The sequence below is a fragment of the Mycobacterium sp. NGS50 genome (assembly GCF_059812545.1).
The window spans coordinates 43,063-55,196 of the sequence record NZ_JCALCW010000025.1; the positions used below are offsets into that span (position 1 = coordinate 43,063).

At 68.1% G+C, this 12,134-nt stretch carries 10 protein-coding genes and 1 tRNA gene; 6 read left to right on the forward strand and 5 right to left on the reverse strand.

Going from position 1 to position 12,134, the window contains the following annotated elements; all coding sequences use genetic code 11:
* Positions 1 to 9: 9 nt before the first annotated feature.
* The gene (locus AC5Y36_RS17670) at positions 10 to 2,343 is read right to left on the reverse strand and encodes a DEAD/DEAH box helicase (protein ID WP_500042233.1); all 2,334 of its coding nucleotides are present in this window, start codon (positions 2,341 to 2,343) and stop codon (positions 10 to 12) included.
* Between the two features lie 368 nt (positions 2,344 to 2,711).
* Here AC5Y36_RS17670 and AC5Y36_RS17675 point away from each other — a divergent pair, with 368 nt between their 5' ends.
* The 4 genes from AC5Y36_RS17675 to AC5Y36_RS17690 all read left to right on the forward strand — a co-directional run bounded on the left by AC5Y36_RS17675 (position 2,712) and on the right by AC5Y36_RS17690 (position 7,071).
* Positions 2,712 to 2,915 carry a cold-shock protein gene (locus AC5Y36_RS17675; RefSeq protein WP_003925183.1) on the forward strand — a complete coding sequence of 68 codons (204 nt, stop codon included), beginning with the start codon at positions 2,712 to 2,714 and terminating at the stop codon, positions 2,913 to 2,915.
* Between the two features lie 131 nt (positions 2,916 to 3,046).
* The gene (locus AC5Y36_RS17680; RefSeq protein ID WP_500042234.1) at positions 3,047 to 3,625 is read left to right on the forward strand and encodes a hypothetical protein; all 579 of its coding nucleotides are present in this window, start codon (positions 3,047 to 3,049) and stop codon (positions 3,623 to 3,625) included.
* A 133-nt stretch (positions 3,626 to 3,758) separates the two neighbouring features.
* Positions 3,759 to 6,569 carry a type I DNA topoisomerase gene (topA, locus tag AC5Y36_RS17685; RefSeq protein ID WP_500042252.1) on the forward strand — a complete coding sequence of 937 codons (2,811 nt, stop codon included), beginning with the start codon at positions 3,759 to 3,761 and terminating at the stop codon, positions 6,567 to 6,569.
* 199 nt (positions 6,570 to 6,768) lie between these two features.
* Entirely contained in the window at positions 6,769 to 7,071 is a 303-nt protein-coding gene (locus AC5Y36_RS17690; RefSeq protein WP_500042235.1) for a hypothetical protein, read from the forward strand.
* 19 nt (positions 7,072 to 7,090) lie between these two features.
* Here the strand turns inward: AC5Y36_RS17690 and AC5Y36_RS17695 are convergent, their stop codons facing one another.
* Positions 7,091 to 8,674: an adenylate/guanylate cyclase domain-containing protein gene (locus AC5Y36_RS17695; RefSeq protein WP_500042236.1), complete on the reverse strand. Its 1,584-nt coding sequence runs from the start codon at positions 8,672 to 8,674 to the stop codon at positions 7,091 to 7,093.
* A gap of 105 nt (positions 8,675 to 8,779) precedes the next feature.
* Between AC5Y36_RS17695 and AC5Y36_RS17700 the strand changes: the two genes are divergently transcribed.
* On the forward strand, positions 8,780 to 9,994 hold the full coding sequence (locus tag AC5Y36_RS17700; protein WP_500042237.1) for a DNA polymerase III subunit delta': 1,215 nt from the start codon (positions 8,780 to 8,782) through the stop codon (positions 9,992 to 9,994).
* Positions 9,995 to 10,024: 30 nt separating this feature from the next.
* Positions 10,025 to 10,100 (forward strand) — tRNA-Thr (locus tag AC5Y36_RS17705).
* Positions 10,101 to 10,151: 51 nt separating this feature from the next.
* On the opposite strand, the gene AC5Y36_RS17710 is transcribed toward AC5Y36_RS17705, so the two are convergent.
* The 3 genes from AC5Y36_RS17710 to AC5Y36_RS17720 form a co-directional block, all read right to left on the reverse strand.
* Positions 10,152 to 10,919, reverse strand: a complete 768-nt coding sequence (locus AC5Y36_RS17710) for a maleylpyruvate isomerase N-terminal domain-containing protein (protein WP_500042238.1) — start codon at positions 10,917 to 10,919, stop codon at positions 10,152 to 10,154.
* A gap of 113 nt (positions 10,920 to 11,032) precedes the next feature.
* On the reverse strand, positions 11,033 to 11,689 hold the full coding sequence (locus AC5Y36_RS17715; protein WP_500042239.1) for a maleylpyruvate isomerase family mycothiol-dependent enzyme: 657 nt from the start codon (positions 11,687 to 11,689) through the stop codon (positions 11,033 to 11,035).
* 142 nt (positions 11,690 to 11,831) lie between these two features.
* Entirely contained in the window at positions 11,832 to 12,122 is a 291-nt protein-coding gene (locus AC5Y36_RS17720) for a YiaA/YiaB family inner membrane protein (protein WP_500042240.1), read from the reverse strand.
* Positions 12,123 to 12,134 lie beyond the last annotated feature (12 nt).

The following is a 12,134-nucleotide window of genomic DNA, read 5'->3' on the forward strand; positions in this document are numbered from 1 at the left end:
CTGTGGTTCTCAGGTGTGGCGCGCTAATTCGTTGAGCACCAGTCGCAGTATCCGCACGGCGCCGGGCTTGTCCAGCGGCTCGTTGCCGTTGCCGCATTTGGGGGACTGCACGCAGGACGGACAGCCGTGCGGGCACTCGCATGAGTCAATGGCCGCCGCGGTCGCGTCCAACCAGGTAGTCGCCGAACGGAATCCTCGCTCGGCGAATCCCGCCCCGCCCGGGTGACCGTCGTAGACGAACACGCTGGGCAGCCCGCCGAGGGCGTCGGGTCCCACCGCGGTGGACAGGCCGCCGATGTCCCCGCGGTCGCAGCTGGCCACCAACGGCAAAAGGCCGATCGCCGCGTGCTCGGCGGCGTGCAACGAGCCCGGGATCCGTGAAATGTCAATGCCGTTGTCTTCCAATGATTTTGGAGTAATCGTGTATACGACCGCGGTGGTGGGCAGGGTGCGTGCGGGCAGATCCAGCTCGATGAAGTCGATCACTTCGCCGTCCAGGCCGCGGCGCAGGTATCCGACGGTCTGGTTGGTCACCGTGACCGGGACCAGTCCGAGCCGCACCGACCCGAACGTCTGCAGCTCGCCGACGCCGGTGACGGCGATGTCGGTGAGTTCGCGTGCGAATGTCGAATATCCCGGATCCTCGCCGTGTACGAACGCGACACCGCTCTCCAAGTCCAGCGAGTCAACCAGGTACACCTCGCCCTGATGCAGGTACACGGCGCCGGGGTGCACCTGCGCCGGAGCCTGACCGGCACCCACGCCGCCCAACAGCCGGCCGGTGCCGGCCTCCACGATGGCGATCTGACCCCCCGCGGTGCCACGGATGTCGACGGCGGCATGCGGATCGACATCGGGTGCCGGGTAGTACCGGCCCGATCGCAGCCGCAGCAGCCCGTCGTCCACCAGGGACGCCGCCACCTGCTCGGCGCCCAGCGCCCGGACCTCGACATCGTCGAGCGGAAGTTCGGTGGCTGCGCAGAGCACCTGCGGCCCCAACACGTAGGGGTTGGTCGGATCGATCACCACCCGTTCGATCGGCTTGGCCAGCAGCGCCTCGGGATGATGCACCAGATAGGTGTCCAGGGGGTCGTCGCGGGCGATCAGCACGATCAGCGAGCTCTGGCCACGGCGCCCCGATCGGCCGGCCTGCTGCCAGAACGACGCGACCGTTCCCGGGAAGCCCGCGAGCACGACGGCGTCCAGGCCGGCGATGTCGACACCCAATTCCAGGGCGTTGGTGGTGGCCAGCCCGCGCAGCTCACCCTCGGCCAGTGCCCGTTCCAGGGCGCGGCGGTCCTCGGCGAGGTAGCCGGCCCGATAGGAGGCCACCTTGTCGGCCAGATCCGGGGCAATGTCGTGCAGCCTCGCGCGGGCCCCCAGCGCGGTCAGCTCGGCGGTGCGGCGCGACCGCACGAACGTCAGCGTATGGGCACCCTCGGCTACCAGGTCGGCCATCACCCGGGCGGCTTCGGCGCCGGCGGACCTGCGGACCGGGGCACCGTTTTCGCCGTTGATGTCGGTGCGCAGGGCGGGCTCCCACATCGCCACCGTGCGCGAACCCTGCGGCGAACCATCGTCGGTGACCTCCTCGACCGGCTGGCCGATCAGCGCCGAGGCCGTCGCACCCGGCGCGGCGGTGGTGGCGCTGGCGAAGATCACCGTCGGCAACGTCGCCCGGTCGGCTGAATACCGTGCGCACAGGCGCAGCAGGCGGCGCAGCACCATCGCCACATTCGAGCCGAAAATTCCCCGGTAGTAATGGCATTCGTCGACGACAACGAAACGCAGACCGCGCAGGAAGACCGCCCAGCGGGCATGGTTACGCAGCAGCGACAGGTGCACCATGTCCGGGTTGGAGAACAACCACCGGGACCGCTCGCGGGCAAAGCGGCGCACCTCGGTGGGGCTGTCGCCGTCATACGCGGTCGGCGCCACGTCCTGCAGCCGCGGAACCGCCGTGGACAGCGCGTGGGCGGCGCGCAGCTGGTCGTGGCCGAGGGCCTTCGTCGGTGACAGGTACAGCGCGCGGGCAAGCGGGTCGACGGCCAGTGCGTGGAGGACCGGCAGTTGATAGGCGAGCGATTTGCCCGAGGCGGTACCGGTGCTCACCACGACGTGTCGGCCACCGTGGGCGAGGTCGGCGGCGCGCAACTGGTGCGACCAGGGCGCGCTGACACCCCGCTCGGTGAAGGCGGCGACCAGAGTGGGGTCGGCCCAATCCGGCCACCGCTGCCGGTCGCCGGGGCGTGCCGGCAGCTCTGCGATATGCCGCAGCGGATTCTCACCCTGCTCCGTGCCGGCCAGCGCGGCGCTGAGCAGCTCGGCGCCGAAGTCAGCCATCACCGGTCCCGCGGGTCCGGTTCGGATCGATTCGAGCCACCCGCCGACGGTATCGGGTGGCCACGACGCCGCGCCGGGCTCGCGTGACGGGCGAGCGGGGTAAGCCAACCGGTTGTTTGCCCAATCCGGCACCGAGACTGTCGCTGGCGCGATGAACGTGATTGACTGATGGCGGTCGTAGCTTCTGTGGTCGTGTAACACTTTCGCAGGATCTTTCGTTGCGGTCGCAGTTCCTGCGAGGGCGGGTCGGTATGTCCGACGGCACCACAAGGGTTAGGGCGGTCACGACGGGGCCCGGGGCACCGAAAGACGGTGCGCCGACCAACGGTGCACCGCACCGGGTACGAAGAGAAGGAAAAGATCGACAAATGCCACAGGGAACTGTGAAGTGGTTCAACGCGGAAAAGGGCTTCGGCTTCATCGCACCCGAGGACGGGTCCGCCGACGTGTTTGTCCACTACACGGAAATCCAGGGATCCGGCTTCCGCACCCTTGAGGAGAACCAGAGGGTCGAGTTCGAGGTCGGCCAGAGCCCCAAGGGTCCGCAGGCGACCGGCGTCCGCTCCATCTGAGCGAACGCCGCCGACAACAGCCCCCCGTGCAGTCCCCCTGATCAGGGGTCGGCCGGGGGGTTTCCTGTTTTCGGGGTGTCGCGCCCGCACCGGCAGGCCATCCCGCCCCGGACTGGCCTACTGTCGGTGACGTGAGCCAGCTGTCCTTTTTCTCCGCTGAGTCGGTGCCGCCCGCGGTCGCCGACCTCACCGGGGTGCTGGCGGCCGCCGGTCAGATCGTTGTGGTCGGTGACGGGGCCCGGTTGTCGGTGGTCGTCGACGAGCTCTGGCGGGCGTCGGCGCTGGCGGACATGATGGTGCAGGCGGGACTGCCCGCCGAGATCAGTCGCACCGATGAGGACACCCCGCTGGTGCGCACGGCGGTGGATCCGCAGCTGCGCACCATCGCCGCCCAATGGACGCGCGGCGCGGTCAAGACGGTGCCGTCGCAGTGGCTGCCCGGGTCGCGGGAGTTGCGGGCCTGGACGCTGGCGGCCGGTGAACCCGAGGCCGACCGCTATCTGCTGGGGCTCGACCCGCACGCCCCGGACACCTATACACCGCTGGCGTCGGCGCTGATGCGGGTCGGGATCGCTCCGACCCTGATCGGCACCCGGGGTGCGCGACCGGCCCTGCGGATCAGCGGTCGGCGCCGGCTGATGCGGCTGCTGGAGAACGTGGGTGAACCACCGGAGATCGCCGAGGCGAAGGCCTGCTGGCCGGAGGTTTAGCAGGTGTCCAGGGGGTGTTCACGGGGGGTTTGGGTAGCGACCGCACGCCGAGCCGGTTTGCGTCGACTCGCCCGAGGTGTCAAATTGTCAGGTATCCACAGGCGAAACGCGTCCGGTCGCTCGACCTGCTGGGATAGAAGTGGAGCGTAAGCGCAAGGTGGCTAACCCTGCTGGAAGCGTGCGGCGACTCGTCATTGTCGAGTCGCCGACCAAGGCCCGCAAAATAGCAGGCTACCTGGGCTCGAACTATGTCGTCGAGTCCTCGCGCGGCCATATCCGCGACCTGCCGCGCAACGCGGCCGACGTGCCGGCGAAGTACAAAAGTGAGCCCTGGTCGCGGCTGGGCGTCAACGTCGACTCCGACTTCGAACCCCTCTACATCGTCAGCCCCGACAAGAAGGCGACCGTCAGCGAGCTCAAAAGCCTGCTCAAGGACGTCGACGAACTGTATCTGGCCACAGATGGTGACCGCGAAGGCGAGGCGATCGCCTGGCATCTCCTGGAGACGCTGAAGCCGCGTATCCCGGTCAAGCGGATGGTCTTCCACGAGATCACCGAACCCGCGATCCGGGCCGCCGCGGAAAACCCCCGTGACCTGGACATCGACCTGGTCGACGCGCAGGAGACCCGGCGCATCCTGGACCGGCTGTACGGCTACGAGGTCAGCCCGGTGCTGTGGAAGAAGGTTGCACCCAGGCTGTCAGCGGGGCGGGTGCAGTCGGTGGCGACCCGCATCATCGTGGCGCGCGAACGCGAACGGATGGCGTTCCGCAGCGCCGGCTACTGGGATGTGGTCGCTGAGCTGGACGCCAGTGTGTCCGACCCGAATGCCGTCCCACCCACCTTCAGCGCGCGGCTGACCAGTGTCGACGGCCTGCGGGTGGCAACCGGCCGGGACTTCGACTCGCTGGGGGTGGTGCGTAAACCCGGCGAGGTGGTGGTGCTCGACGAGGCCGCGGCCAACGGGTTGGCCGAGGGCCTACGCGGCGGACAGCTGTCGGTGGCGTCGGTGGAGGAGAAGCCCTACACCCGCAAGCCGTATCCGCCGTTCATGACCTCGACGCTGCAGCAGGAGGCGGGCCGCAAGCTGCGGTTCTCCGCCGAGCGGACGATGAGCATCGCCCAGCGGCTCTACGAGAACGGCTACATCACCTATATGCGTACCGACTCGACGACGCTGTCGCAGTCGGCGATCGATGCCGCCCGCACCCAGGCGCGCCAGCTCTACGGCGACGAGTACGTGTCACCGTCGCCGCGGCAGTACACCCGCAAGGTGAAGAACGCCCAGGAAGCGCACGAGGCGATCCGGCCGGCCGGCGAGACCTTCGCCACCCCCGACGCGGTGCGACGTGAACTCGACGGCGACGAATTCCGGCTCTACGAGCTGGTCTGGCAGCGCACGGTGGCCTCCCAGATGGCCGACGCGCGCGGCACCACGCTGAGCCTGCGGATCAGCGGTGCGTCGAGCGGCCAGGACGTCGTGTTCGCGGCCAGCGGACGCACCATCACCTTCGCCGGGTTCCTCAAGGCCTATGTGGAGACCGTGGACGAGCTGGCCGGCGGCGAGGCCGACGACGCCGAACGGCGGCTGCCGCAGCTGTCGCAGGGTCAGCGGGTGGATGCCACTCAGCTGACCCCGGACGGTCACGCCACCAACCCACCGGCCCGCTACACCGAAGCGTCCCTGGTCAAAGCCCTCGAAGAGCTCGGTATCGGGCGGCCTTCGACGTATTCGTCGATTATCAAGACCATCCAGGACCGTGGCTACGTGCACAAGAAGGGCAGCGCCCTGGTGCCGTCGTGGGTGGCGTTCGCCGTCATCGGATTGCTGGAGCAGCATTTCGGGCGACTCGTCGACTACGGGTTCACCGCCGCCATGGAAGACGAACTCGACTCGATCGCCTCCGGACAAGAGCGCCGCACCAACTGGCTGAACAACTTCTACTTCGGTGGCGATCACGGCGTCGAAGACTCGGTGGCGCGTTCCGGCGGGCTGAAGAAGCTGGTCGGCGTCAACCTGGAAGGGATCGACGCCCGCGAAGTCAACTCGATCAAGCTGTTCGACGACGAGCAAGGCCGGCCGGTGTATGTGCGGGTGGGCAAGAACGGGCCCTACCTGGAGCGCATGATCACCGGGGATGACGGCGAGCCGACCCCGCAGCGGGCCAACCTCAACGATGCGCTAACGCCCGACGAACTGACCCTCGACATCGCCGAACAGCGGTTCGCGACGCCGCAGGAAGGGCGCGTGCTGGGCGTGGATCCGGAGACGGGCCACCAGATCGTCGCCAAGGACGGCCGGTACGGACCCTACGTCAGCGAGATCCTGCCCGAACCGCCCGAAGACGAAGGGCCCGGCGACGAGTCCGGCAAGGCCGCGAAGAAGGGTAAAAAGCCCACCGGCCCGAAGCCCAGGACCGGCTCGCTGCTGCGCAGCATGGACCTGGAGACGGTCACCCTGGAGGACGCCCTGCGGCTGTTGTCGCTGCCCCGGGTGGTGGGAGCGGACCCGGCCTCCGGTGAGGAGATCACCGCGCAGAACGGCCGATACGGCCCATACCTGAAGCGCGGCACCGACTCTCGCTCGCTGGCAACCGAGGACCAGTTGTTCACCGTCACGCTTGAGGAGGCGTTGAAGCTCTACGCCGAGCCGAAGCGTCGTGGTCGGCAGGCCGCGTCGGCTCCGCCGCTGCGCGAGCTGGGCAACGACCCGGTGTCCGGCAATCCGATGGTGGTCAAGGACGGCCGTTTCGGGCCGTATGTCACCGACGGCGAAACCAACGCCAGCCTGCGCAAGGGCGACGACGTCACCACCATCACCGACTCGCGTGCCGCGGAACTGCTGGCCGACCGCCGGGCTCGCGGGCCGGTCAAACGTGCCGCGAAGAAGACGACCCGCAAAGCCGCGGCCAAGAAGCCGGCGAAGAAAGCCGCCAAGAAGTAGGACGCGTCAACCGGTCCGCTGATGCGACCGGTCTCAGCACAGGCGCAGGCAGCCGCGTTCAAAAATGGCTTGTTACTCAGCCAGTTCTTAGTTATGCTGGAGTGGTTGAGGGCGACGCCAGTCGTCCCGGCGACTCCGAGGGGGAGAAATGCGGATCGCCGTTTGTTGCGGCATTGCCGCAGGAATGGCACTTGCGGGGGTGAGTGCTGTCGCCGCGACCTCGGATCACACGACGCTGCCGACCGTTGCGGTCCCGGCCGTTCAGCTTTCCGCCGGCTCGTCACAGGACATGGATCAGGCATTTCTCAACCTGCTGCAACTGATCGGGCCGGACGCGGACAACCTGGTCAGCGGAACCGTGCAGTTCCCTGAGCTGGTCCCCGTCGACGGCACCGGCTTCGACGGACTGGACGCGGCGAACCTGCCGCCCAGCCTCGGCGACGACCTCAATAACTTCACCCCGCCGACATCGCTGTGGCGGGACGTCTTCGAACGCGGCTAGATCCGCCTACGGTCCGTCGCTAGCTGTCCGGCGTATTGCCGTCGTTGGCGGCCAGATGCAGTGGGCGCGCCAACTGGGTGGGCGCCGCGCGCCCGCGCAGTTCGACGATTTCGCCGACATCCCACTGCAACGCCTCGGCGTCCAGCGCGCCACTGACGGCGATCGCCGATGCCAGCACGTGCTCGTTCTCCAGCTTGGCCAGCTCGGTGAGTCGGGCGGCCTCGTTGACCGGGTCGCCGATGACCGTGTACTCGAAACGGGCCTGCGCCCCGATATGCCCGGCGATCGCCCGACCCGATGACACCCCGATGCCGAACTCGGTGGCATCGAGTACCGGGAGCAGTTCGTCGTGCAGCTCGCGGGCGGCGGCAAGTGCCGCGCCGGCGGCGTCGGGGTGCTCGATCGGTGCGCCGAAGATCGCCAGCGCCGCGTCGCCCTGGAACTTGTTGACGAAGCCGCCGTGGCGGCCGATGGTGTCGACCACGACCCGGAAGAACTCGTTGAGCAGGTTGACGACCTCGCTGGGCGGTCGGGTCGCCGCGAGCTGGGTGGAGCCGACCATGTCGACGAACAGCACCGCGACGTCGCGCTCCTGGCCGCCCAGCTCGGTGCCCCGCTCCAGTGCCCGTCGGGCGACGTCTTCGCCGACGTAGCGGCCGAACAGGTCCCGCAGCCGCTGCCGCTCGGACAGGTCGCGCACCATGTCGTTGAAGCCGGCCTGCAGCAGGCCCAGTTCGCTGGCGTCGTAGATCTGCATGTGCGCGTTGTAATTGCCGCGCTGTACCTCGCCCAGCGCCCAGCGCAGCTGCCGCAGCGGGTCGGCGATCGACATGGCGACCAACGCGGTGCTGGCCAGGCCGATCCCCAGCGCGGCCAGCGCCATCAGCAGGATCGGGGCGAACAGCTTTTCCGGGTCGGCCTGCAGCAGCGCCGCCTTGTCGGCCACCACCGCCAGCACGATCGCCAACAGCGGGACACCGGTGGACAGCGCCCACGTCATCATCTGGCGCCAAATCACCCCGGGCGCATGGACATTCTCCGGGATGCCGCCACGCAGCGCCGCGACCGCCACCGGGCGCAGCACCCGTTCGGATTGCAGGTAGCCCATGATCGAGGTCGCGGTGGCGCCCAGGCCGGTCGCGACCGCGACGACCGGAACGGCGTGCTCGGCGACCGGCCAGCTGGTGATGATGAATACGACGCCGCCCACGCACCAGTAGCCCAGGCTGATCAAGGTCCGGTAGAACGGCATCCGCAGCGCCCGGGAGCGCGCCAGCTCGGTGGCTTCCGGGTCGTCGTCGGTGAGCAGACCGTCACGGCGCTGCCACCGGAACACCGGCACCAACAGGCGCAGGCTCACCGTGAAACCCACAAGGAACAGCGCCACCACCGTGCTCACGAAGATGACCAGGTTGGTGGTGGGCAAATCCTGCAATTCGATGCGATCCTCGGGCGGCAGACCGAAGCGCAGAAAGCCAACCACGAACAGGCCGCCGATGATGTCGGCCTGCAGGATGCTCAGCGAGAACACCGGCCACGGGGTGCGGACCACCCACCGTATGAACGCACTGACCCGGGCGGGCAATGCTGCTGCGGTGCTCACTTGCACACCGTATCGGGCGGTGCCGACGAAAACGTAGCCAAATAGCTACCCGCAAGCCTTGCCGGGGGTCGGAGCTGTCGCACCCGGCCACTACTGTTGCCGGTGATGTCCGGGGTTTTTGCGCGGCTGGTGGGCCAGGAATCGGTGGAAGCCGAGTTGGTGGCCGCTGCGCAGGCGGCGCGAGGTGATTCCACTCACAGCGCCACCGCGTCGGGTGCCATGACGCATGCCTGGCTGATCACCGGGCCGCCGGGTTCCGGGCGATCGGTGGCGGCGCTGTGCTTCGCGGCCGCGCTGCAGTGCACGTCAGACGGTGTGCCCGGGTGCGGCCAGTGCCATGCCTGCACGACGACGATGGCCGGCACCCATGCCGATGTGCGACGGGTGATTCCCGAGGGGTTGTCGATCGGCGTCGACGAGATGCGCGCCATCGTGCAGACCGCGTCACGGCGACCCAACACCGGTCGCTGGCAGATCGTGCTGGTCGAGGACGCCGACCGGTTGACCGAGGGGGCCGCCAACGCGCTGCTCAAGGTCGTCGAGGAGCCGCCGCCGTCGACGGTGTTCCTGCTGTGTGCGCCGTCGGTGGATCCCGAGGACGTGGCGGTCACCCTGCGCTCGCGATGCCGGCACGTGGCCCTGGCCACGCCGTCGAGTGCGGCGATCGCCGCCGTCCTGGCCGACATCGACGGGCTGTCCGCCGAGGACGCGCAGTGGGCGGCATCGGTCAGCGGGGGCCATGTGGGCCGGGCCCGCCGGCTGGCCACCGATCCGCAGGCGCGCCAGCGCCGGCTGCAGGCGTTGGGGCTGGCACGGGATGCGGCGACGCCGGCGCGTGCGTACTCGGCGGCCGAGGAGCTGGTGTCCGCCGCCGAGGCCGAGGCCCGCGACCTGACCGCCGGGCGGGCCGAAGCCGAAACCGAGGAGTTGCGGACCGCGTTGGGTGCCGGGGGTACCGGAAAGGGCGCCGCCGGGGCGATGCGTGGGGCGGCCGGGGCCATCAAGGAGCTGGAGCGGCGGCAGAAGTCGCGCCAGACCCGGGCCTCGCGCGACGCCCTGGACCGGGCACTGATCGACCTGGCCACCTACTTTCGCGACGCGCTGCTGGTGTCCTCCGGGGCGGGAACCGTGCAGTCCAACCACCCGGATCTGGCGGAGAAGGTGGCGGCGCTGGCCGCACATGCCAGCCCGGAACGGCTGCTGCGCTGCATCGAGGCGGTGCTGGCCTGCCGCGAGGCGCTCAGCGTCAACGTCAAGCCGCGTTTCGCCGTGGACGCCATGGTCGCCACCATCGGTCAGGCCCTGCGAGCCGACCTGTAAACTCTCCTGGTCCCGGTCCTACCGGGGCGTGCCGCCTTAGCTCAGTCGGTAGAGCGATTCACTCGTAATGAATAGGTCAGGAGTTCGATTCTCCTAGGCGGCTCCATAGCGGCTCCGATGCACGGACACGATCTGTGGGCGATTGCTTGAGCCGCGATCATTCGACAAGGTCGTCGCTGGGCGGTCGTATGGCGTGATTTCTGGCGGCGGGCGGCGGATTTGGTGGATCTCCGTGCCAGGGCAGCACCGACAATTGATGCACGCTGCGCCGTCCACCGAAAGCCCGCAGTGCCTCGAAATCGGAGATCTCGATAACCAGCTGATCCGTGGCGGCGCCGGGATCACCGAGTTGCACAGTTCCGATCGACGGGGTGGTGAGCCTCATCGCTGATCGGCCGGTGTGTCGGAAGTTCAGATCGAACATCGTCGCCAAGAACCCCAGCGCTGCCTGGTAGCCGAGATCACCGGTGCGGGAGCCCGGTTCGGCCAGGGCGCCGCGGATGTCGTGTTCGTGGGTGAGCAGGTCGAAAACGAGCTGCCCGATGGCAAGTTCCGGGGTTGCCTGGGTGAGCCGTTCCATCAGCAGGTCGACCGACTCTGCCCACAGGTCGAGCAACTCGTCGATGCAGTGCTGACTGAGGCGGTCGACCTGTGCCTGGGTCCACAACTCGGAGGCCACCCCTTCCAGGTTGGCGGACACCACGTCCTGTGCGACACCGACCAGGTGGGCAACCGTTTGGTGGACGGTCCACGCGGGACACGCCGGCACCATCAGCTCGGCGACGTCTGCCCGGTCGCGGACCAGCGTGTCGACACGCTGATGGACGAGGCGATACGCGGCGGCGGCCTCGGAGACCCGCAACAGCCGAGGTGCTTGGGCATCTTGGCCGGTGTCGAGCAGGGGAGGCTCCGGGTCGTTGGGCATCTGGCTGACCTTTCGGCGGAGATGTAGACGGACTGCGTAGTGCTGTAATGAGCGACCATACAGAAAAAATAAGAAAATTAAACGTACTCTAAAGTAACACTAAAATGTGGTGATCAAACCGACCGTCTTCCGGATCGGGGCGAACAAATCGCCGCAGTGCGCAGCTGCGCCACCCCCGGGCCGCTCAACTCGTGGCGCACCGCGGCCAGCCGTCCGGTCATTGCCAACAGCAACGCCTCGCCAGGTCCGTTCACCTGCGGGCCGCGGCCCGCGGACCAGTCCAGGTCGGTTGCCATCAGCCGCACCCCGCGGGTGCGGCGGGCACCGGCGATGACCGGGCTGATTCGGGCGTAGCTCAGCGAGACCCGCAGCGCCTCGGGGTCGATGGTCCGGGGCAACCCCAGCGGCCTGCGGATGTCCTGCTGGTGGATCAGGCACTCGATCAACGCCACCCGCCCGCCGTAGAGGGCCGCTGCGCCGGACGGTTCGATGCCTTGGCGCATCAACTGCACCAGCCGGTCGGTGCTCAGCGCGGTGTATGTCGGCAACGCGTGCGCGTTGAGCCGATCGACGTTTCCCCGAAAGCGCAGCATGTCGACGAACACCCGGGTATGGCTCTGTCCGAGGTAGGCCAAGGTGTGGGCGGTTACCTCGCGGACCGTCCATCCGTCGCACAGGGACGCTGAATCCCATTGTCGGGGAGTCAATTCCGACAGCAGTTCGGCAAACGCGATCCGCTCGCGCCGGGCGAGGGCGCGAACATCGGTCATGCGGGCATTATGCCGACCGACCGCCGCGGGCTCGGTGCCGGCCGCGGACACGTTGCGAGCAGACGCAGAATCGCACGCAGAGGGCTTTGCCCATGCGATTGTGCGTCTGCTCGCGAGGGGACCTGCTCAGTTGAACCGGCTGTCAGCCGACGCCTTTGAGTGGATTGTGGTCGACGTACATCTGCTCCATCCGGGCCTCATCGACTCGGTTGCGGATCTGCTGGGCTTCGTGCTGGTCGCGGATCACCTTGGCGAGGTTGAAGCAACTGGTCACCAGGAACAGTCCGCAGACCGCAAGGAAACCGCGTTGCCACACCGTGATTGGCAAATAGGTGATGCCGATGGCCAGGGCAGCGAACGACACCCCGAAGGAGATCGCGGACTGGGTGAAATAGGCCGTGGTGGTACGCAGCAGTGGGTGTGGTGTTTGCATATCGAGAATGTT

What these genes read in the sequence shown, in the direction of transcription:
- AC5Y36_RS17670 (WP_500042233.1), bottom strand. Translation starts at nt 2,343, where the DNA reads ATGGCTGACTTCGGCGCCGAGCTGCTCAGCGCCGCGCTGGCCGGCACG.
- AC5Y36_RS17675 (WP_003925183.1), top strand. Translation starts at nt 2,712, where the DNA reads ATGCCACAGGGAACTGTGAAGTGGTTCAACGCGGAAAAGGGCTTCGGC.
- AC5Y36_RS17700 (WP_500042237.1), top strand. Translation starts at nt 8,780, where the DNA reads ATGTCCGGGGTTTTTGCGCGGCTGGTGGGCCAGGAATCGGTGGAAGCC.
- AC5Y36_RS17720 (WP_500042240.1), bottom strand. Translation starts at nt 12,122, where the DNA reads ATGCAAACACCACACCCACTGCTGCGTACCACCACGGCCTATTTCACC.
- AC5Y36_RS17715 (WP_500042239.1), bottom strand. Translation starts at nt 11,689, where the DNA reads ATGACCGATGTTCGCGCCCTCGCCCGGCGCGAGCGGATCGCGTTTGCC.
- AC5Y36_RS17710 (WP_500042238.1), bottom strand. Translation starts at nt 10,919, where the DNA reads ATGCCCAACGACCCGGAGCCTCCCCTGCTCGACACCGGCCAAGATGCC.